Raw genomic sequence first — 20,431 nt, 5'->3', positions numbered from 1 at the left:
TCCTCCTTCAGCGGCTCGTGAAGCCGCCGTCGACGGTGACGACGCCGCCGGTGGCGTGCCGGGACTCGCCGGTGGCGAGCCACAGCACGGCCGCGGCGACGTCACCGGCCTCGACGAGCTCGTTGGTCGGCTGGTCGCGCACGAACGTCGTCTCGTGCTCGGCGACGTCCAGCCCGAGCGCGCGGGCGATCTCCGACAGCATCCGGCCTTCCAGGGCCGGGTCGTCGCGGACCGAGCCGGGGCACACGGCGTTGACGCGGACCTTGTGCGGGGCCAGGTCGAGCGCGGCGGCCCGGGTCAGCCCGAGCACGCCGTGCTTGGCCGAGACGTAACCGGCGAAGTTGCGGTACCCGACCAGCCCCGCGGTCGACGCGATGTTGACGATGCTCCCGGACCGCTGGGCGATCATCGCCGGCGCCACGGCTTTGATGGCCCGCCACGGCCCGCTGAGGTCGACGTCGACCATCAGGGCCCATTCGGCCTCGGTCATCTCGTGCACCGCCTTGCCCGAGGGCGCGGCGATGCCGGCGTTGTTGACCAGGACGTCGATGCGGCCGAAGCGGTCGACGGTCTTACGCGCCACGGCCTCCAGCGCGCCGAGGTCGCGGACGTCGGCGGCGGCGACGAGCGTCGCCGCCCCGTGCTCCGCGCACAACGCGGCGGTGTGGTCGAGCTGGCTCGCCGTGCCGGCCGGGTAGCCGAGGCCCTCGATCGGCGCGGCGACGTCGAGCAGCACGAGGTCCGCGCCCTCGGCGGCCAGCGCCGTCGCGCACGCCCGGCCGATCCCCCGCGCCGCGCCCGTGACGAGCGCGATCCGCTCCGCGAGCCGGCCGGTCACGACCGGGCCTGTTCGCCGACCAACGTCCGTTCCAGCAGCGTGACCAGCGGTGCCCAGTGCTCGATCAGGTACATGTGGCCGCCGGGGAACTCCCGCGTCGTGCAGCCCGCGGCCGTCACCTCGCGCCAGCGGGCGGCGGCCGCCGCGGACACCAGCTCGTCGGCGTCGCCGCGGACCGAGACGACCGGGAACGCGGCCGGGGCCTGCTCGGCGGGCCGGTAGGATTCGTCGACCGCGACGTCGCCGCGCAGCGCCGGCAGGAGCAGTTCCCGCAGGTCCGGGTCGTCCAGCGCGGGGTGCTTGTATCCGGCCAGCTCGGCGACGGCGACGACGAACTCGTCGTCGGGCAGCCCGCCGATCGGCGAGGACCGCGGTACTCCCGGCCGCGGCGCGCCGCTGGCGAACAGCGTCAGGTCCACCGCCGGCCGCTCGCGTTCGACGAGCCGGGCGACCTCGTAGGCCACCAGGGCGCCGAAGGAGTGGCCGAAGACGCCGACGCGGCCGGCCGCGCCCACCTCGCGCAGCACGTCATCGGCGATCGCGTCGACCAGCTCGGTCATCGTGGTCGCCGGCTCTTCGGCGAAGCGCCGCTCCTTGCCGGGCAGCTCGACCGCGGCGAACCGGAGCGCGGGCGAGGCGTCCGGCCACGCCTGGAAGAAGCTCGGCCCCGCCCCCGCGGGCGGGAAGCACAGCACGGGCACCCGTTCCGTCATCGTCGTCCCCTCACTCGAACCGGTTGCCGGCGGTGACGAACGCGTCCGCGGCGACGAAGGCGGCGTGCAGCTCGGCTCCCGTCACGCCCTCGACCCAGACGTTCTGCAGCCGCCCGTTGGTGCCGGTGCGGTAGTCGGGCGTCTCGCCGACCGCGCTGCGGACGTCGACCCGCCACACGCCGGGCTCGCGGACGAGCTCGCCGGGGTCCGCCAGCGCGGTGATCCGCCCGCCGCCCAGCGGGACGTGGGTGAACACGCAGGCCGCGTAACCGGTCGGGACGACCGGACGGCGTTCGGCCTTGCCGACGGCCGCTTCCAGCGCAAGCCGCACCGGGTTCAGGTCGCTGACGTGCGGGACGATCGACGAGAGGAACCCGCCGAGCCGGCCGTTGACCTCGATCAGCCGCGGGCCGGTGGCGGTGAGCTTGAACTCCAGGTGCGTGATCCCGGTCGTGACGCCGAGCGTGGTCAGGATCGCCGCGGCGCGTTCGGACGCCAGCTGCTGCACGTCCCACGGCAGCAGCGACGGCCCGGTCATCCCGGTCTCGCGCAGCGGCGGGATCAGCGGGAACCGGTCGGACAGCCAGAACGGCCAGTGATCCCCTTCGCCCAGCGACAGCACCTCCACCGAGAAGTGGTCGCTGAGCCAGTCGCCCTCCGGGTGCGGGACGCCGATCAGCCGCTCCTCGAGCAGCCACGTCCGCGCGCCCGCGGACCCGTGGCCCAGGTTGAAGTTCGCCCGGACCGACGGCGCGGTGCCGGTCGCCTCGAGCAGCGCCGCCCGCAGGCCGGCCTCGTGGTCGACGGTGTAGACGTTGAGGCTTCCGTTACCCCGCACGGGTTTCAGCACGGCGGGGAACCCGACGGCCTCGATCGCGGCGGCCAGCGACTCCTCGTCGGTGAAGGCCGCGGCGCGCACGCCGAGGTCGGTGCCGGCGAGCCGCGCGCGCTGGACGTCCTTGTGCGTCACGGCTTCGGCGGTCGCTTCGTCGTGGTAGGGCAGGCCCAGCCGGGCCGCGACCGCGGCGACGAGCGGGATCCACTCGTCCTCCAGCGTCACCACGCCGTCGACGTCGAGGGCGGCCAGCCGCGCGGCGACGGTGGCGGCGTCCTGGCCGGCGGCGTCGACGACCTCGGCCAGGTCGGCGATCCCCTCCCGCTCGTCGGCGGACCACGGCTGCGGGCCCGCGTTGACGACGACCAGCTCGCACCAGTCCGCCGCCGCGTCGAGCAGGTCGGGCAGCCCGGACGCGTCGGCCGATTCGAACACCGCCACCTTGGTCATGACCCGGGCTCCCGCCGCTTCGCGTAGTTGCGGGTTTCGCCGTCGGAACCGAGGAAAGCGAACCCGGTCTTCTCCAGCACCCGCCGCGACGGCAGGTGGTCTTCGTCGGTCTCGGCGAGCACGGCGGTGACGCCGGGCTGCTCGAGAGTCCAGGTCAGCAGCGCTTCGACGGCCTCGGTAGCCAGCCCGCGACCCCGGAACGCCTCGATCAGGCCGTAGCCGATCTCGGCCTCCCCCGCCGCGTCGGGCGCGGAGTGGAAGCCGATGTCGCCGATCGCCAGCCCGGACTCGCGGTCGACGACCTGGTACAGGCCGAACCCCGGCCGGTAGGCGTCGGCGGTGACCATCCGCAGCACGAGCTTCGCGCCGCCGAGCGTCCCGTCGAACGGGTAGCCCGGCGCCCAGGCCCACTTCCCCGCGCCGGACTCGCCGGCGAGGATCGCGCGGACCTCGTCGAACGGGACCTCGCGCAGCGTGGTCCGCGCCGTCGCCAGGACCGTGAGCGGGGCCGGGGTCTTCGTATCCTGCGTCATGCCGCCTCTTCTTCAGGGGCCACCGCGCTCGCCGCGCGGTAGACCGCGGTGTTCTGCAACCACAGCTTCGGGAACAGCGGGCGCACGGCCAGCCGCTCCAGGTCGGAGATGGAGCGGCCGCGCATGCTCCGCGGCCGGTCGTCGGCGTCGTCGTCCTCGTCGGCGGCGCGGGGCTGGCCCCCGAGCATCTGCCACACGAGGTTGATGTGGACCTGCTTCCACTCGAGGACCTGCGTGTCGAACCGCTGGAGGCCGGTCATCACCTCGGCGAGCTGCATCGTGGCCGGCGCCGCCGACGTGTCCGGGCCGGTCGCCTCGACCAGGTCGGCCATCGTGACGCCGGCGGCGGTGACGGTGGCCTCGAACTCCGCCCAGACGGCGTGCGCGGCGCGGCGGATGTTGCGCGAACCCGGCGACGCGAGCCCCGAGGCCGCCCCGGCCAGGTCCTTGCGCATCTGCAGGAACGACACCTGCGCGAGGGAGTTCGTCATGACGCGCAGGCATTCGACGGTCAGCCCGGCGGTGTCGGCGCAGCGGACGAGGTGCCGGGTCGCCGTGATCGGGTCGCCCTTCGCCAGCGCCGCGGTCAGGTCGCACAGGCTGTGGTGCACCGCGACCCAGCAGTACTCGGTCAGCAGGTGCACGATCTGGAAGAAGCGGTGGTCGGAGTGCAGGAGCTCGTCCTCGGGAATCAGCGCCGAGAGCGCGGCGGTCAGCCTGAGCTCGCTCTCGTAACCGCTACCCCTGTCGAATTCGTACCGCAGCCGCGGATTCGATTGGGACGGATTGAGCGTCCGGACCTCACGGTCGCCCTCTTCGCCTTCCCTCCGCACCACGAAACGACCTCCAAAGTGTCAATACAACGGGGCTAGTGGCCCCTGTTGCACCACAGTGGCAGTCACCGAGCAACTACAGCAACAAAAATGAAAGGTGACTCAAATCACAGCATTTTGGAATATCTTCTATGTCGCGCCGAGCACCCTTGCGAGAATACGCATAAATGGAGAAGGGCGGTTCCGGCCGAGTCGCTAACGTCGAATCCGGCAGCGGTCCGGGGGCTCTCGGAACCGACGTGCGGTGCGTAGTGGGGGCGAGAGAGTGCCGGAGACGAACGAGGCCACGTACATCGCCGTGGTGAACGGCGAAGAGCAGTACTCGGTGTGGCCCGCCGGGCTCGCACTCCCCGGCGGCTGGACGGCTGCCGGGTTCGCCGGCACCGAGGAAGCCTGCCTCGACCACGTCGCTGAAATGTGGCGCGACATCACGCCGCGCTCGGTCCGCCGGTCCGCATGAGCCGCCACGCGGTCCTCGGGGCGGGCGGGGTCGGGCTCGCGCTCGCCGCCGCCCTCGCCCGCGGCGGCGAAGACGTCACACTCCTGCTGCGGCCCGCTTCCCTCGCGCGCTACGGCGGCCGTGTCACGGTGCGGCAGGGCCTCCGCGAGGGGTTCACCGTCGCGGTCCCGGCCGCCGCGCGCCTGACCGGGCCCACCGACGTGCTGTGGGTCTGCGTCAAGCACCCCGACCTGCCCGGCGCGTTGTCCACGGTGGCCGCCGTGGACCCTGCTGTCGGCGTCGTCGTCCCGCTGCTCAACGGCACCGGGCACCTGCCGCCCCTGCGGGAACGCTTCGGCGACCGGGTGGTCGCGGGTTCGATCCGGATCGAGGCCACCCGCACCGCCGTCGGCGAGGTCCGCCAGGAGTCCCTCTTCACCGAGATCGAGCTGGCCGGGCCGCCAGAGGTCGTCGCCGAAGCGCTGACCGCGGCCGGGATCGGCTGCACGGACGGCGGTTCCGAGGCCGACGTCCTCTGGCGCAAGCTCGCCCTGCTCGCACCGCTCGCGCTCGCCACGACGTGCGCCGGCGGGCCCCTCGACGCGGTCCGCGCCGACGAGGACCTGACCCGGCTGATGCTCGCCTGCGCCGACGAAGCGTGCGCGGCGGGCCGGGCCGAAGGCGCCCGGCTCGACCGCGGCCGCGTCCTGCGCGCGCTCACCCGCGCCCCCGGCCGGACCCGCACGTCGCTGCAGCGCGACGTCGAACGCGGCGAGGCGGGCGAGCTCGACGCGATCGCCGGCCCGGTCCGCGAAGCCGGGGCCCGGCACGCCATCCCGACCCCGGCCACCGACGAGCTCGTGCACCGGGCCCGTCACGACGCGGGCACGCCGTTGCCCGCCGGAAACCGAGAGTGAGGACGCGATCATGTCCCCGGAAATCGCCCCGAAGAACACACTGGAAGACACGCTGCGCGAGATCCTGGTCGCCGACCTGTACGTCGACGTCCCGGCCGACGGCATCCACGCCGACGACAGCCTGCAGGAGACGCTCGGGCTCGACTCGCTCGGCTTCGTCGAGCTGCGCGCCCGGTGCGAGCAGCAGTTCGGCGTCCCCATCTCCGACACCGACTTCACGCCGGTGAACTTCCGGTCCATCAGCACGATCGCCGACTTCGTCGTGCGGCGCCGGGCGAGCAACTGACCAGGCTTTCCCGACCGTGAAAGGAACCCCGTGATCGAGACGCGCAGGCCCGCGACGGCCGAGCAGACCGAGGTGTGGCTCGCCATGCAGCGGGAACCGGAGTCCGCCCGGTTCACCATCCCGCTCGACCTGGAGTTCACCCCCGGCGTCGACGTCGCGGCACTGCGGAGCGCGCTCGGCGACGTCGTCGAGCGGCACCCGAACCTGCGCAGCGCGTTCCTGGCCGACAGCGGCGAACTGGTGCAGGTGGTGCACCACCGCCCGCCCGTCCCGTTCGTCGAGCACCGGCGGCCCGGCCGCTACGACCGGGCCGCGGCGCTGGAGTGGGCCGCCGCGATCGCCGCCCAGCCGTTCGACCTCGGTTCCGCGCCGCTCGTGCGGGGCACGCTCCTGCACGCCGACGACGGCGCGTTGTTCGTGCTGGCCGTGCACCACGTCGTGTCCGACGGCTGGTCGCAGGGCATCGTGGCGCGGGACCTGGTGCACGCCTACCGGGAGCGCGTCGCCGGCCGGCCGCCGTGGGACGCGCCGCTGCCGGTCACCGAGTCCACTGAGTCCACTATGGACGTTTCCGACAGCGAGCTGACCGCGTACTGGTCGGGCCTGCTGGCCGACCAGCCGCCGTCGCTCGCGCCGATCGCGGACCGCAACCGCCCCGGCTCGGTGCCGGGCCCGGCCGGCTTCCACGAGGTCCTGCTGGCCGAGGACGTCCTCGAGCGCGTCCGCGCGGTGGCCCGGGACCGGCTGGCCTCGCCCGCGTCGGTCGTGCTGAGCGCGTGGCTGACGCTGCTGCACGCGTGGAGCGCCACCGCGGACGGCACCACCGGCATGCTGTTCGCCGCCCGCACGCCCGAGGACGAGGAGCGCGTCGACCTGCTGGCCCGCGTGCTCCCGGTGCGCAGCGCGCTCGACTTCACCGAGCCCTTCGCCGCGCTGGTCGACCGCGTGCGCGACCAGATGCTCGACTCGCTCGAGCACTCGGCCGTCCCGTCGGCCCGGCTGCGCGACATCCGCCGCGACGGCGGCGCGTCCCTCATCGACAACAGCGTGTTCATGTACTTCCCGGAGCAGGAGCTGTCCTGGACCGCCGGGGACACGACGATCGAGGTCGTCGAGCACGAGACCACCGCGGGCAAGTACGACCTGTCGCTGGCGGCGCTGGAAGGCGAGGCGCACATCCGGCTGCGCGTCGACCACGACACGCTGGTCTACCGCGACAGCACCGCCGAAGTGCTGCTCGCCCAGCTCGTCAAGCTCCTCACCGACGCCGTCGCCGACCCCGCCGCGACCTGCGGCGCGCTCGTCGCCGCCTGCGACCCGTTCGTGCCCGCCCGTCCGGTGACCGAGACCGAGCCGGTCAACCGGGTGCTGCTGCACGACATGGTGCGCCGGCAGGCCGAGCTGCGCCCGGACGCCGTCGCCGTCCGCTACCACGACGAAGTCCTCACCTACGCCGAGCTCGTCGCGCGCGCCGGCGCCGTCGCGAACTGGCTGCGTGCCGAAGGACTCGGCGCCGAGTCGCTCGTGGCGCTGCTGCTGCCGCCCAGCCCGGCGTCGGTCGTGTTCTGGCTGGGCACGCTCATGGCGGGCGCGGCCTACCTGCCGCTCGACCCGGCCTACCCCGACGCCCAGCTGCAGATGGTGCTCGACGACGCCCGGCCGCGGCTGGTCGTCGGCGCGCCCGGGTTCGTCGAACGCGTGCGGCTGCCCAAGTGCCCGATCTACCTCGTCGACGAGGCCCTCGCGGAGGCCGCGCGCCACCCGGGCACCCCGCCCGAGGTGGCGATCGACCCGGCGACGGCGTTCAACGTGCTCTACACGTCCGGGTCCACGGGCCGGCCGAAGGGCGTCATCTGGCCGCACGCCGGGTTCGTCCGGCTGCTCGACCGCCCCGACTTCGTGCCGCTGCACCACACCGACGTCGTCTCCCAGCTCTCGCCGCTCAACTTCGACGGCGCGACCTACGAAGTCTGGGGCGCGCTCACCCACGGCGCCGAGCTGGTGATCTTCGACAAGGAGCTGACGCTGAGCCCGCCGGAGCTGCGCACGGCGTTCCGCGAGCGCGGGATCACCACCCTCATCGTGTCGTCGCCGCTGCTCAACCGGCTGGTCGAGGACGTGCCGGACCTGTTCACCGGCCTGCGCCGGGTGTACTTCGGCGGCGAGATCGTCTCGGTGCCGCACCTGGAGAAGGCGCTGCGCTGGAGCGCGCCGGGCACCATGCTGCACAGCTACGGGCCGACGGAGAACTCGTTCACCACGACCTGGACGCCGATCACGGAGATCGAAGAGAACACGCGGACGCTGTCGATCGGCCGGGTCGTCCCGGAGACCGACGGCTACGTCGTGTTCGACCACACCACGATGCGCCAGGCGCCCCGGGGTGTGCCGGGCGAGCTGCTGCTGGGCGGCACCGGCGTCACCCGCGGCTACCTCGGCAACCCGCGCGAGACGGCGCGTCGGTTCATCCCCGACCCCTATTCGGGCGTGCCCGGCGCGCGGCTGTACCGCACGGGCGACCGGGTGCGCTGGCTGCCGGACGGCCGGCTGGAGTTCATCGGCCGCAACGACAACCAGGTCAAGATCCGCAGCCAGCGCGTCGAGCTGGGCGAGGTCGAGTCGGCCCTCGCCGCGCACACCTCGGTCGAGGCCGCGTTCGTGACGGTGTGCCTGAACAGCCGCAAGGAGAAGGAGATCGCGGCGTACGTGGTCCTCGGCGCGGGCGGCACGGTCGAGGAGCTGCGGCGGCACGCGCGCGAGGTGCTGCCGGTGTTCGCGGTGCCGCGGTACCTGGTGCCCTTGGACCGGATGCCGTTGACGCCCAACGGAAAGATCGACCGGCGCCGGCTGCCCGAGGCTGTGGACGCTCCGGTGGCTACCGCTGCGCCTGTTCCGGCCGTGGTCGCTCCTGCTGCTCCTGCCGCTTCGGCCGAGTCCACTGTGGACCTGGTGCGGGCGGCGTGGGCGGAGCTGCTGGAACACGACACGTTCGCCATGGACGACAACTTCTTCGACGTCGGCGGCCATTCGCTGATCCTGGTGAAGCTGCAGGCGGGCCTGCGGTCCCGGTTCGCGACGGCCCCGTCGATCGGCGAGCTGCTGCGGCACACGACGGTGCGGGCGCAGGTGGCGCTGCTGGCCAACGTCACGCCGGTGGCCGCTTCCGCTGGGGCGCCGGCTGGTCCTGCGGTCGCTTCCGCTGGGACGCCGGTGGCCGCGTCTCTCGGCTCGAACGGCACTCAGCCGGACTCCGCGGCTGCCCTCGTCACCGCTCCCGCGGCCGGATCTCCGGCACCGGCAGCTCCGGCCGAGCCGGTGAGCGGCGGTAGCCAGGTCGTCGCGGTGTCGGCGGCGTCCGAGGCGGCGCTCGCCGCGGCGCGGCGGCGGCTGGCCGACCACCTCACCAGCTCCCCCGGCGTCGACCTCGCGCAGGTCGCGGCCACCCTGGAACGCGGCCGCGAGCGGTTCCCGCACCGGTTCGCCGTCGTGGCCGCCGATCCCGCCGGCGCGGCCGCCGCGCTGCGGGCCGGCGCGCTGAGCACCGGCCCGGTGGCCGCCGGCGTGGTGGACCGGACCCGTCCGGTGCGGCTGGTGTTCGCGTTCGGCGCCGGCGAGCGCTCCGCGGCGCTGGCCTTCGCCGCCCAGCACGCGCTCCTCACGCAGCTCACCGGCCGCGGCGCCGCACCCGACGTCGTCACCGGCTCGGGCGTGGGCCACCTGATCGCCGCCGTGGCCGCCGGTGTCCTGACGCACGCCGACGGCCTGCGCCTGGCCACCGCCCTCGACCACCCCGGCACGCTCACCGAGGCACTCGAAGCCGTCACGTTCACGCCCCCCGCGGTCGCCGTGGCCGCCCCGGACGGCGTCACCCCGGCCGGCCGGCCCCTCGACGTCCGGTTGTGGGCCAAGCACCTCACGTACCCGGCCGACGCGCCGGAGCTGCTGGCCACCGCGACGGGCGGGCGGCCGGCGGTGGTCGTCGACCTCGGCGCCGGCGGCGAGTTCCTGGCCGCGGCGTCGACCCGCCCGGAGCTGACGGCGGTCCCGGGCACCGGCCCGCAGGCCGTGGCGCAGCTGTGGTGCAGCGGCGTCGAGGTCGAGCTGACCGACCGCCGGATCAGGCGAGTCCGCCTGCCCGGCTACCCGTTCGCGCGCCCCGGCACCACGGATCCCGCGGCGGCCGCGTCCCCGGAGCGCATCCGCGCCACCCTGGCCGCGGCCTGGCAGAGTCTCGCCGGCGAGCGGGACACGTTCCCGGCGGACCGCGTGCCGCAGCTGCACCACCGCCTGCGGCTGGCCTTCGACCGGGTCCCGGACACGGCGACCCTGTCGACGACCGCGGGCTTCGACGGTCTCGCGAACCTGCTCACGGAAACCGTGACGGCGCTGACCCCGACGGTGCTGCCCCTCGACTGAGCCCGCGGTGTTCCCGGTCCAGGGCTCGCCGTTCCGCGGAATCGGCCGGCTGGGGGCATGACCACGAGGTGTCGACGGAGGATTCGGGACGCTGAGCGGCCAGGATCCTCCATCGTCGAACGCTGAGGTGCCCCCGAAGGCGACCCCGGTCTCGCCGGAGCTTCAGCGGGCAGGAAGGTGCTCCCGCCTACGAACCCTCCGCACCGGGCAGGGCGAAGAGCGTCCGCTGGTCCGGGTCCTCCGGCTCCCCGCCCAGGCGGAGGCACTTGCGGCAGCTGACCCCCAGGTGGGTCGGCGTGACCTCGCCGCCCGCGCCCAGGCCCGACCAGCCCTGGTGGCACGCCGGCGCCGGCAGGGTCAGGCTGTTCAGCCACGGCACCCAGCTGACCCGGTGGGCGACACCGGACCGGCCGATGTGCAGCCGCATGCCGGTGAACTGGCGGTGCTGCTCGGCCGCGAAGCGCGCCGGATCGATGGGCGGGACCGGGAACAGGGGAATCGGCTCGCTCATCCCCCCAGTATGCCGCCCGGCCGGACGCCATCCTGGATGGCGGCCGCTGCCGCGCTAACGCGGTTCGACCACGCTCCGCACCGCTTCCAGCAACGCCGCCCGGTGCTCCTCGAGCCGATCCGGCTTCGCCGCCGCGGTCAGCGCGGGTGGTGCGCTCAGCCAGCTCTCCGTCATGCGCAGGACGATCGCGAACAGGTCCACCGCCGGGAGGTCCGCGCGGACCCGGCCGTCTTTCTGCGCCGCCGCCACCGCGTCGACGCGGGCGCGGAAGCGGTCGACCTCCGCGGGCGTCGGCTCGATCTGCTCCAGCGTGCGCCACGTGCTGATCCGCCGGGACGCCGCGTTCGCCAGCATGTGGTCGAACCTCGCGGCCGCGAAGGCACGCAGGTCGCCGTCGGTCATCGGGGCCGCCTCGAAGACCGCCCGGGCCTCCTCCTCCACCACCGCGTCGAACAGCTGGTTCTTGTCGCCGAAGTACACGTAGATGAGCCGCTTGTTGGCGCCCGCGCGCTCGGCGATGCGGTCGATCCGGCCACCGGCCGGCCCGTGCTCGGCGAACTCCGCCGTCGCCGCCGCGAGCAGCAGGGCCTTCGTGGCCGCGGCGTCGCGAGGACGGACGGTGGTCACCACGCCACCGGGCCCGCGGCGTCGAAGAACCCGCCCGTCGGACCGTCCGGGCCGGCCTGGGCCAGCCGGACGGCGGCTGCGGCGCCCTGCTCGACGGTCTGCGTGCCGCTGTTGTGGTTGAGGTCGGTCTTCGTGTAGCCGGGGTCCACGGCGTTGACCCGGAAGCCGGGGAGCGCCTTGGCGTACTGCACGGTGACCATGTTCAGCGCGGCCTTGGACGCCGGGTACGAGATCCCCGGGTAGAAGGCCGTGAACGAGTCCGGGTTCGCCAGGTCCGCGGTCCGCGCCAGGCCGCTGCTCACGTTGACCACCGCCGGCGCCGCCGACCGCCGCAGCAGCGGCAGGAACGCGCGGGTGACCCGGACGACCCCGAACACGTTGGTGTCGAACAGATCCCGCACCTGGTCGGCGGTCACGTCGGCGGCGCCGATCACGCCGCCGTCGGCCTGCCGGCCCTCGACGCCGGCGTTGTTCACGAGGACGTCCAGCCCGCCGTCGGCCTCGATGGTCTTGACCGCCGTCGCCACGGACGCGTCGTCGGTGACGTCCAGCTGCACGAACCGCGCGCCCAGCCGGTTGGCCGCCGTCTGCCCGCGCTCGGCGTCCCGCGCGCCGACGTACACGGTGTGCCCGGCGGCGACGAGCTGACGTGCCGTCTCGTAGCCGATGCCCTTGTTCGCTCCGGTGACCAGTGTCGTTGTCATGCTTGTTGCTCCCGTCCGGTATCTAACTGGATAGTTACAAGGTAGGCTCGCCCGGCGCCGCAAGTCAACAACCAGTTACCTCGCTCACCACGCGGTCACCCCGACGCGGGCGAACCCGGATTTCCCCAGTCTTCCGCGGAAAAGCTTGACAAAGCGCCATTCGCCGCATTCGAAATGCGTTTCACCTTTTCGCAATGGTGTGCACCCCGCACATTTCCCACCTGCCGAAACGCTGTGAGATACCTTACGGAAACATCGCCGAAACATCCTTCCCCGCTTATCGTTTCCCCATCCCGCAAAGAACGCCGAAGAAAGAACCAAAATGATGAGCACGCGGCAATCCGCACTGACCGTCCACGCTGTACACCTCGACGTGAAAGTGGCCTCACGCTGGGAAGCCGTGGCTCACCTGGGCGCCGAGCTCGAACGGACCGGCGCCGCCCACACCGGATACGCCGGCTCCCTCGTCGCGCGCGAACGCCGCTTTTCCACCTATCTCGGACACGGGATCGCCGTGCCTCACGCACTGCACACACACGACTACCTGCTCACCGGCGAAGGAATGGTGTTCGCCCGCTTCACCGCGCCCATTCCTTGGGACGACGAAGAGGTTTCGATCGCCGTCGCCGTCGCCGCTCCGGCGAGCGCCCAAGTGGAAATCCTCTGCCGGCTGACGGCCACGTTCCTCAACCCCGGGCACCTCGACACGCTCGCCACGTCGGCCGACCCCACCGCGATCGCGCGGATCCTGCAGCACACCTGATCCCGGCTTCGGGCGTGCGCGGGCCCCGGCGTCTGGCACGATCAGGCCGTGGCCCGGACCCGGCGGAAACGCGCGCTCGCGATGGCGACCGCCCTGCTCACGTTCGCCGCGCTGCTGACGGGGTGCTCCCCCGGCTTCGCCGGCCTCCGGCTGCGGATCGCCGCCGGCAACCCGGGCGGCGTCTACGACACGCTCGCGCAGACCCTCGCCACCGCCTGGCAGTCCGGCCTGGACATCGAGCGGCCGCAGGTGCTGCAGACCCAGGGCTCCCCCGACAACGTCACCAAGGTCCTGTCGGGCGCCGCCGACGTCGGGTTCGTCGCCGCCGACGTCGCGGCCGACACCTTCAAGAAGAACCCGGGGCTGCGGACGCTCGCCCGGATCCACGACGACTACCTGCACATCGTCGTGCGCACCGACTCCGCCATCCACTCCGTCACCGACCTGCGTGGCAAGCGGATCGCGATCGGCTTGCCCGCGTCCGGCGTCGAGTACATCGCCAGCCGGCTGCTGCAGGCCGCCGAGCTGACCGGCTCGGTCAGCACAACGACCACACGCGGGCTGGAAGACTCGGTGAAGGCGCTGCTGAACGGCGACGTCGACGCCTTCTTCTGGTCCGGCGGGCTGCCGACGCCGTTGATCGCCGGCCAGAACGACACGAAGTCCCTGCGCCTGCTCGACATCGCCGACCAGATGCCGCGGATGCAGACCCTGAACCAGGTGTACGGGACCGCGTCCATCCCGGCGAGCATGTACAACCAGGACGGCCCGGTCACGACGCTGCTGGTGCCGAACTTCCTCGTGGTGCCGGCCGCGATGTCCGACGACGTCGCCGAGGCACTGGTCCGCGGCCTGTTCGACGCCCGCGCGGAGCTCGCGCGGGCCAACCCGGCGGCGCTCTCGATCGACGTCCACCCGGGCATCGAGACGCAGCCGATCCCGCTGCACCCCGGCGCGCTCCGGTACTACCGCGCGCAGAAGGACTGACGCGCTCAGACGGCCGGGAACGTCATGATGATCCGCAGACCGCCGCCCTCGGGCAGGTCGAGGGCCAGCTTGCCGTAGGAGTGCGCGACGATCTCGCTGACGATCGCCAGGCCGAGTCCCGAACCCGGCACGTTCTGGTGCGCGCTGCTGCGCCAGAACCGGTCGAGCGCCCGGTCGAGCTCGTCGGGCCGCAGGCCGGGGCCGTGGTCGCGGACCACCAGCCGGACCTCGTCACCCTCGCGGGTGACGCCGATCCGGATCTCGGTGCCGGCGGCGGTGAACTTCAGTGCGTTGTCCAGCAGCGCGTCCAGGATCGTCTCGGCGCCGCGCGGGGGCATCCGCACCCGGACGCCGTCGCCGTAGACCTCCACCACCAGCCGCACGTCGCGCGCTTCGCCGACCACCGACCAGTCCGCGACGCGCTCGGCGACGGCCTCGCCGAGGTCGAGCGGGTCCAGCTCGCCGCCGGAGGCCTCGGCGCGGGCCATCGACAGCAGGCCGTCGAGGATCTGGTGCAGCCGGCCGGCGTCGATCCGGGCGGCTTCGAGGTCCGCGGCCGCGGCCTCGTCGTCGACGTGGCCTTCGAGGTTCCCGAGCCGGATCTTGAGCGCGGTGAGCGGGTTGCGCAGCTGGTGCGACGCGTCGGCGACGAACACCCGCTGCGCCTCCAGCGCGCCGGACACGCTCTCGGCCATCCGGTCGAAGGAGCGCCCGAGCTGCCGCAGCTCCGGCGGCCCGCCGCCCTCCCCCACCGGCTCGGCCGCCCGCCCGCCGACCACGGACGCGACCAGCGCGCCGGTCGCGTCGTCGAGCCGCTTCACCGGGCGCAGGATCCACCGGACCACCGGGATCGCCACCGCCAGGGCCAGCACGAACGCGAGCACCCCGCCCGCGGCCAGCAGCAGGAACCACCACAGCACGTCGGTGCGGGAGACCGTGGTGTCCGAGACCGTCACCACCGCGCCCCGCACCTCGCCGTCGGCCAGCACGGGTTCGGCCAGCACCAGCGGGTCGGTGTTCCACGGCAGCAGCATCCCGCCGGGCTGCGACCGGCGGCCGGCGAGCGCCTCGTGGACCGGGCCGGTGATCCGCGCGGCCTTGAGGTCGATCCGGGCGGCGCCGGAGCCGAGCGAGGAGCCGACCACGGTGCCGTCCTGGTTGACCACGACCACCTGCACGCCGTACACCTCGGTGTAGCGGCGCAGGTCGGGGTCGATCAGCTGGGGCTTGTTGTCCAGCAGCGGGCGTTGCGCGAGCGAGGCGAACCGCGCGGTGTCGGTCAGCCGGTCGAGGAACAGGTCCTGCTGGGCGCCCGCGGCGATCGTCGCGGCGAGCGGGATGCCGAGGCCGAACACGAGCAACGCCACCAGCGTCAGCACGATGCCCTGCAGCCGGACGCGCACCCGTCAGCTCCGGGCGGCCTGGCCGCCGAGGCGGTAGCCGACCCCGCGCACCGTCTCGATCAGCGCCGGGCGGCCGAGCTTGGTCCGCAGCGTCGCGACGTGGACGTCGAGCGACCGGCTCTCCGCCGGCCCGCGGTGCCCCCACACCTCGGTGAGCACGTGCTCGCGCGAGCAGACGTTGCCGCGCGCGCCCGCCACCAGGGCGAGCACCTGGAACTCCTTGCGGGACAACGCGATCGCCTGCCCGCCGACCAGCACCTCGTGCCGGGACAGGTCGACGCTGACGTCCCCGGCCCGGATCACCACCGGCTCGGCGGACCCGCCGTGCTCGCCGCGGCGGCGGCGCACCGCCTCGACCCGGGCCATCAGCTCTTCGACGTCGTAGGGCTTGACGAGGTAGTCGTCGGCGCCCGCGCGCAGGCCCTGGATCCGGTCGTCGACCTCGCCGCGGGCCGAGACCACGATGATCGCGACGTCGCTGACCGCGCGGATCTGGCGGCACAGCGTCACGCCGTCGATGTCCGGCAGGCCGAGGTCGAGCAGGATGACGTCGACCTCGTGCACCCGCTCCAGCACCCCCGCGCCGGACGCGAGCCGGGCGATCGCCAGGCCGCGCCGGGTCAGCGCCGGGATGAGCGCACCCGCGACCCGGTCGTCGTCCTCCACCAGCAGCACCCGCACCCGTCCACCCTCCGCGTGACCTGCTTCACCCCAGCCGGTAGCGAAGAACTCTAGGACGTCGCCGCGGCGACCGCACCGGACACCCGGATGGTGACTCTCCGTGAGTTGGACTCGACGGAAGTCACGAAGGCATCAATACTCGCCAAAAGGACATCGATACCCACTTGAAACCCTAAGTATTGGTCAAGCGGCCTTGCCAACCCGGAGGGCGGCGGTAGGTTTCCGCCATCGCGTGGTGACCCACACCCACTTGCCGGTACGAAACAGCTCTGGAGGCCAGATGACCGCGGAGGTGGCGGCGCCGATGATCAAGGCGTCCGCCGTGAACAAGTACTTCGGCGACCTGCACGTGCTCAGGGAGATCACGCTCGAGGTGCCTCGCGGCCAGGTCGTGGTGGTGCTGGGCCCCTCGGGGTCCGGCAAGTCGACGCTCTGCCGGGCCATCAACCGGCTCGAGCCCATCAACTCGGGCGAGATCGCCGTCGACGGCACGCCGCTGCCGGCGGAGGGCAAGGCGCTGGCCGCCCTGCGCGCCGACGTCGGCATGGTGTTCCAGTCGTTCAACCTGTTCGCGCACAAGACCATCGTCGAGAACGTGATGCTGGCGCCGACGAAGGTCCGCAAGGCCTCGAAGGACGAAGCCCGCAAGACGGCGATGGAGCTGCTGGAGCGCGTCGGGATCGCCAACCAGGCGGACAAGTACCCGGCGCAGCTCTCGGGCGGCCAGCAGCAGCGCGTCGCCATCGCGCGGGCGCTGGCGATGCGGCCGAAGGTCATGCTGTTCGACGAGCCGACCTCGGCCCTGGACCCGGAGATGGTCCAGGAGGTCCTGGACGTCATGACGGGCCTGGCCAAGGACGGCATGACCATGCTGGTCGTCACCCACGAGATGGGCTTCGCCCGCCGGGCAGCCGATCGGGTGATCTTCATGGCCGACGGCGAAATCGTCGAGGACACGACGCCGGAGGAGTTCTTCACCGCGCCGAAGAGCGAGCGCGCGAAGGACTTCCTCGGCAAGATCCTGACCCACTGACAAACACCACTGAGCACTTTTCCTCCGGCCATCGCCGGACGAGATTCGGAAGGAAACCTGAGAGACGATGCGGTTGAGTCGAGTTCTGCAGACGGGTGCGGTCGTCATGGCCGCCGGTCTGGCCCTGACGGCCTGCGGCGGCGGGTCCGGCAGCAGCGGCGCGAGCGGCGACAAGAACCTGGTCCAGCGGGCCAAGGACAACAAGAAGCTGACCATCGGCATCAAGTTCGACCAGCCGGGCCTCGGCCTGAAGAAGCCGGACGGCTCCTACGCCGGCTTCGACGTCGACGTCGCGAAGTACATCGCGAAGCAGCTCGGCGTGGAAGAGTCGGGGATCACCTGGAAGGAAGCGCAGTCCGCGCAGCGCGAGGACCTGATCAAGAAGGGTGAGGTCGACTTCATCGTCGCCACCTACTCGATCACCGACAAGCGCAAGAACGACGTCTCCTTCGGCGGCCCGTACTTCATCGCGCACCAGGACCTGCTGGTGCGGTCGGACAACACCGACATCACCGGCCCCGAGTCGCTGACCGGCAACAAGAAGCTCTGCTCGGTCAAGGGCTCGACCCCGGCCCAGAACGTGAAGACGAAGTACGCCAAGGAGGTGCAGCTGCAGGAGGTGGGCAAGTACACCGACTGCGTGACCTCGCTCCTGAACGGCAGCGTCGACGCGATGACCACCGACGACGTCATCCTCGCCGGATACGCCGCGCAGCAGCCCGGCAAGCTGAAGCTGGTCGGCAAGGGCTTCACCGACGAGAACTACGGCGTCGGCCTGAAGAAGGACGACGCCGACGGCAAGGCCGCCGTCAACAAGGCGATCCAGGCCATGGAGCAGGACGGGTCCTGGGAGAAGTCCCTGGAGACCAACGTCGGCCCGTCGGGCTACAAGATCCCGGCCGTGCCGACGATCGCGCCCTGACCCTCATCCGAAGTTGAACGGTGCGCCGCGAGCCGCGGCGCACCGTTCCCGTTCCGAGGCCAGGTTGGACAACAGTGTTCGATTTCCTCAACAATCCTGACTACGACCTCGTCGACGCGTTCTGGACGACGATCCAGCTGACGTTCTTCTCGGCGATCGGCGCGCTGATCTGGGGCACGATCCTGGTGGGCATGCGGGTCAGCCCGGTGCCGATCATGCGCGGGTTCGCCACGGTGTACGTCAACATCTTCCGGAACACCCCGCTGACGGTGATCATCATCTTCACCTCGCTGGGTCTTTCGTCCACCCTCGGCATCAACCTGGCTGCGTCCGACTCGCCCACCTCGCTGGCCGACAACGCGTTCCGGCTGGCCGTGCTGGGCTTCATCGTCTACACCGCGACCTTCGTGTGCGAATCGCTGCGCTCGGGCATCAACACCGTCCCGGTCGGCCAGGCCGAGGCCGCGCGGGCCCTCGGCCTCAACTTCGTGCAGGTGCTGGGCCTGATCGTGCTGCCCCAGGCGTTCCGCGCGGTCATCGCGCCGCTGGCGAACGTCCTGATCGCGCTGCTGAAGAACACCACGGTCGCCTCGGTGATCGGCGTCGCGGAGGCGTCGCTGCTGATGTCGACGATGGTGGAGAACGAGTCCGACTCCCTGTTCTACGTCTTCATCCTGTTCGCACTGGTGTTCGTCGCGCTGGTACTGCCACTCGGCCTGCTGCTCGGCTGGGTCGCCAAGAAAGCCGAGGTCAAGCGATGAGCACGCAGGCCGTTCTCTACGACGCCCCCGGCCCGAAGGCCCGCACCCGCAACTGGCTCTACTCGGTGCTGTTCGTGCTGGTCCTGCTGGCCGTGGCGTACTTCGTCTACGACCGCTTCGCCGAGAAGGGCCAGTGGGCGGGTGCCCTCTGGAAGCCGTTCGTCGAAGGGTCGACCTGGACCCAGTTCCTGTTGCCGGGCCTGGTGAAGACCCTCGAAGCGGCCGGGCTGTCGATCGTGATCGCGCTGCCGATCGGGGCCCTGCTGGGCATCGGCCGGCTGTCCGAGCACAAGTGGGTGCGGATCCCGGTCGGCGCCGTGGTCGAGTTCTTCCGGGCCATTCCGGTGCTGCTGCTGATGGTGTTCGGGGCGTCGCTGTACGCCTACTACACCGACATCAGCCCGGACACCCGCCCGCTGTTCGCCGCGGTCACCGGCCTGGTGCTCTACAACGGCTCGGTGATGGCGGAGGTGTTCCGGGCCGGGATCCTGTCGCTGCCGAAGGGGCAGACGGAGGCGTCGTCGGCGCTGGGCCTGCGCAAGACCCAGACGATGGTCAGCGTCCTGCTCCCCCAAGCCGTCACGCTGATGCTCCCGGCGCTGGTCAGCCAGCTGGTGGTCATCCTCAAGGACACGGCGCTGGCCGGCCAGCTGACGATCGGCTACGACGAGCTGATCCGCGGCTCGGGACCGATCACCGGCAACTTCAACAACACGATCCCGACGCTGATCGTCATCGCGCTCATCTTCATCGCGCTCAACCTGCTCCTCTCGTGGTTCGCCTCGTGGCTGGAGCGGAAGCTGTCGCGCCGGAAGAAGGCCCCGCGGGGCGCGAAGCCGATGGAGGGGCCGCCGTCCCTCGTGGCGGCGACCGACTTCAACACCGGCCGCTCGGTCTGACCTCGGATCACCGGAAGCGGGTGGGTGCGGAACTCCGCACCCACCCGCTTTTCGTTTCCCCCGATCGGCTGAGCCGGAGGGTTGTCGTACCCGGGGGTCTCCCCTAGCGTCGGGCGCATGGGTGTCGCACTGGTGACCGGAAGCTCCCGTGGCCTCGGCCGGGTGATCGCGCGGCGCCTGGCCCGCGACGGGTTCGCGGTGGCGGTGAACGCGCCGCACGACGACCCCGACCTCGAGACCGCCGCCGAGGAGGTCCTCGCCGCGGGCGGCAAGGCCGCCGCGTTCGCCGCGGACGTCACCGACCGGCGTCAGGTCGGCGAGCTGATCGACGCGGTGACGGCGCTGCTGGGCCCGATCGAGGTCCTGGTCCTCAACGCGACCGGCCCGCAGCCGGACGGCCTGGTGTCCGAAGTGGACTGGCCGGATCACCTGGCCGAGCTGGACTTCTTCGTGCGCTCGCCGGTGCTGCTCGGCCACGCGGTGCTGCCCGGGATGCGATCCCGGGGCCACGGCCGGATCGTGCACGTCGATTCGGAGCAGGCGGACCGGGCACCGGTCGGCCGCTCGGCGTACGCGACGGCGAAGGCGGCCCAGGTCGGCTTGGCCCGCGCGTGGGCCCGCGAACTGGCGCCGGACGGCATCACGGTCAACACGGTGGCGCCGGGCTTCGTCCCGGTGGAACGGCACGCGAACGTCCCGGAAGCCGAGCGCGAGGCCTACCGCGCCTCGGTGCCGGTGGGCCGCCTGGGCAAGCCGGAGGACGTGGCCGCGGCGGTGAGCTTCTTCGCGTCGAAGGACGCGGGCTTCATCACCGGCCAGCGCCTCCGGGTCGACGGCGGCCGCGCCCTCGGCTGACCCGCAGCGGCTTCGCGGCGCCCGC

The 20,431-nt window shown here is 72.2% G+C and carries 21 protein-coding genes; 11 read left to right on the top strand and 10 right to left on the bottom strand.

Translation table 11 applies throughout. The features are described 5' to 3' along the window. Window positions 1–7: 7 nt before the first annotated feature. From ACLJQZ_RS12590 to ACLJQZ_RS12570, 5 genes are read right to left on the bottom strand one after another with little or no spacing between them, the layout of a single operon-like run. Window positions 8–838, bottom strand: coding sequence for an SDR family oxidoreductase (locus tag ACLJQZ_RS12590; protein WP_410620191.1), 831 nt, complete (start codon window positions 836–838; stop codon window positions 8–10). After that, complete coding sequence (locus ACLJQZ_RS12585; protein ID WP_410620190.1) at window positions 835–1,551, bottom strand: thioesterase II family protein; 717 nt, start codon at window positions 1,549–1,551, stop codon at window positions 835–837. Before ACLJQZ_RS12585 ends, ACLJQZ_RS12590 begins: the two co-directional genes overlap by 4 nt. 10 nt (window positions 1,552–1,561) lie before the next feature. After that, complete coding sequence (locus ACLJQZ_RS12580) at window positions 1,562–2,836, bottom strand: acetyl-CoA carboxylase biotin carboxylase subunit family protein (RefSeq protein ID WP_410620189.1); 1,275 nt, start codon at window positions 2,834–2,836, stop codon at window positions 1,562–1,564. Then, window positions 2,833–3,369, bottom strand: a complete 537-nt coding sequence (locus ACLJQZ_RS12575; RefSeq protein ID WP_410620188.1) for a GNAT family N-acetyltransferase — start codon at window positions 3,367–3,369, stop codon at window positions 2,833–2,835. The genes ACLJQZ_RS12580 and ACLJQZ_RS12575 overlap by 4 nt, the downstream gene beginning before the upstream one ends. Then, window positions 3,366–4,205: a hypothetical protein gene (locus tag ACLJQZ_RS12570; protein ID WP_410620187.1), complete on the bottom strand. Its 840-nt coding sequence runs from the start codon at window positions 4,203–4,205 to the stop codon at window positions 3,366–3,368. The genes ACLJQZ_RS12575 and ACLJQZ_RS12570 overlap by 4 nt, the downstream gene beginning before the upstream one ends. A gap of 262 nt (window positions 4,206–4,467) precedes the next feature. On the opposite strand from ACLJQZ_RS12570, the gene ACLJQZ_RS12565 reads away from it, so the two are divergent. The 4 genes from ACLJQZ_RS12565 to ACLJQZ_RS12550 are packed head-to-tail and all read left to right on the top strand — an operon-like array spanning window position 4,468 to window position 10,260. Next, entirely contained in the window at window positions 4,468–4,662 is a 195-nt protein-coding gene (locus ACLJQZ_RS12565; protein WP_410620186.1) for an MbtH family protein, read from the top strand. Then, complete coding sequence (locus ACLJQZ_RS12560) at window positions 4,659–5,558, top strand: ketopantoate reductase family protein (RefSeq protein WP_410620185.1); 900 nt, start codon at window positions 4,659–4,661, stop codon at window positions 5,556–5,558. The genes ACLJQZ_RS12565 and ACLJQZ_RS12560 overlap by 4 nt, the downstream gene beginning before the upstream one ends. A gap of 10 nt (window positions 5,559–5,568) precedes the next feature. Beyond that, window positions 5,569–5,844 (top strand): acyl carrier protein, encoded by a 276-nt coding sequence (locus tag ACLJQZ_RS12555; RefSeq protein ID WP_326947470.1) that lies wholly within the window; start codon window positions 5,569–5,571, stop codon window positions 5,842–5,844. Window positions 5,845–5,874: 30 nt separating this feature from the next. Next, window positions 5,875–10,260, top strand: coding sequence for an amino acid adenylation domain-containing protein (locus tag ACLJQZ_RS12550; protein WP_410620184.1), 4,386 nt, complete (start codon window positions 5,875–5,877; stop codon window positions 10,258–10,260). Window positions 10,261–10,447: 187 nt separating this feature from the next. Here the strand turns inward: ACLJQZ_RS12550 and ACLJQZ_RS12545 are convergent, their stop codons facing one another. The 3 genes from ACLJQZ_RS12545 to ACLJQZ_RS12535 are packed head-to-tail and all read right to left on the bottom strand — an operon-like array spanning window position 10,448 to window position 12,102. Further along, complete coding sequence (locus ACLJQZ_RS12545; protein ID WP_328644153.1) at window positions 10,448–10,771, bottom strand: hypothetical protein; 324 nt, start codon at window positions 10,769–10,771, stop codon at window positions 10,448–10,450. A gap of 54 nt (window positions 10,772–10,825) precedes the next feature. After that, complete coding sequence (locus ACLJQZ_RS12540) at window positions 10,826–11,398, bottom strand: TetR family transcriptional regulator (protein ID WP_410620183.1); 573 nt, start codon at window positions 11,396–11,398, stop codon at window positions 10,826–10,828. Then, window positions 11,395–12,102, bottom strand: coding sequence for an SDR family NAD(P)-dependent oxidoreductase (locus ACLJQZ_RS12535; protein WP_410620182.1), 708 nt, complete (start codon window positions 12,100–12,102; stop codon window positions 11,395–11,397). The genes ACLJQZ_RS12540 and ACLJQZ_RS12535 overlap by 4 nt, the downstream gene beginning before the upstream one ends. Window positions 12,103–12,427: 325 nt before the next feature. Between ACLJQZ_RS12535 and ACLJQZ_RS12530 the strand changes: the two genes are divergently transcribed. Then, complete coding sequence (locus tag ACLJQZ_RS12530) at window positions 12,428–12,865, top strand: PTS sugar transporter subunit IIA (protein ID WP_410620181.1); 438 nt, start codon at window positions 12,428–12,430, stop codon at window positions 12,863–12,865. Between the two features lie 48 nt (window positions 12,866–12,913). Further along, complete coding sequence (locus tag ACLJQZ_RS12525; protein WP_410620180.1) at window positions 12,914–13,852, top strand: TAXI family TRAP transporter solute-binding subunit; 939 nt, start codon at window positions 12,914–12,916, stop codon at window positions 13,850–13,852. 5 nt (window positions 13,853–13,857) lie between these two features. On the opposite strand, the gene ACLJQZ_RS12520 is transcribed toward ACLJQZ_RS12525, so the two are convergent. Continuing rightward, window positions 13,858–15,255 carry an ATP-binding protein gene (locus tag ACLJQZ_RS12520; RefSeq protein WP_410620179.1) on the bottom strand — a complete coding sequence of 466 codons (1,398 nt, stop codon included), beginning with the start codon at window positions 15,253–15,255 and terminating at the stop codon, window positions 13,858–13,860. Window positions 15,256–15,258: 3 nt separating this feature from the next. Then, window positions 15,259–15,936: a response regulator transcription factor gene (locus ACLJQZ_RS12515; protein WP_410620178.1), complete on the bottom strand. Its 678-nt coding sequence runs from the start codon at window positions 15,934–15,936 to the stop codon at window positions 15,259–15,261. 304 nt (window positions 15,937–16,240) lie between these two features. On the opposite strand from ACLJQZ_RS12515, the gene ACLJQZ_RS12510 reads away from it, so the two are divergent. The 5 genes from ACLJQZ_RS12510 to ACLJQZ_RS12490 all read left to right on the top strand — a co-directional run bounded on the left by ACLJQZ_RS12510 (window position 16,241) and on the right by ACLJQZ_RS12490 (window position 20,406). Then, window positions 16,241–16,969: an amino acid ABC transporter ATP-binding protein gene (locus ACLJQZ_RS12510; protein ID WP_247064103.1), complete on the top strand. Its 729-nt coding sequence runs from the start codon at window positions 16,241–16,243 to the stop codon at window positions 16,967–16,969. Window positions 16,970–17,036: 67 nt separating this feature from the next. Further along, a complete protein-coding gene (locus ACLJQZ_RS12505; protein ID WP_410620177.1) occupies window positions 17,037–17,891 on the top strand; it encodes a glutamate ABC transporter substrate-binding protein in 855 nt (284 codons plus the stop codon). Between the two features lie 74 nt (window positions 17,892–17,965). After that, on the top strand, window positions 17,966–18,652 hold the full coding sequence (locus tag ACLJQZ_RS12500; RefSeq protein ID WP_410620176.1) for an amino acid ABC transporter permease: 687 nt from the start codon (window positions 17,966–17,968) through the stop codon (window positions 18,650–18,652). Then, window positions 18,649–19,551 (top strand): amino acid ABC transporter permease, encoded by a 903-nt coding sequence (locus ACLJQZ_RS12495; RefSeq protein WP_410620175.1) that lies wholly within the window; start codon window positions 18,649–18,651, stop codon window positions 19,549–19,551. The genes ACLJQZ_RS12500 and ACLJQZ_RS12495 overlap by 4 nt, the downstream gene beginning before the upstream one ends. A gap of 117 nt (window positions 19,552–19,668) precedes the next feature. Next, window positions 19,669–20,406 (top strand): SDR family NAD(P)-dependent oxidoreductase, encoded by a 738-nt coding sequence (locus ACLJQZ_RS12490; RefSeq protein WP_410620174.1) that lies wholly within the window; start codon window positions 19,669–19,671, stop codon window positions 20,404–20,406. Window positions 20,407–20,431: the final 25 nt, after the last annotated feature.

It is taken from the genome of Amycolatopsis sp. cmx-8-4 (assembly GCF_046548675.1).
Lineage (GTDB): Bacteria > Actinomycetota > Actinomycetes > Mycobacteriales > Pseudonocardiaceae > Amycolatopsis.
The sequence above is the reverse complement of the archived record's forward strand: the minus strand, read 5'-3'. Positions and strand labels throughout refer to the sequence as shown.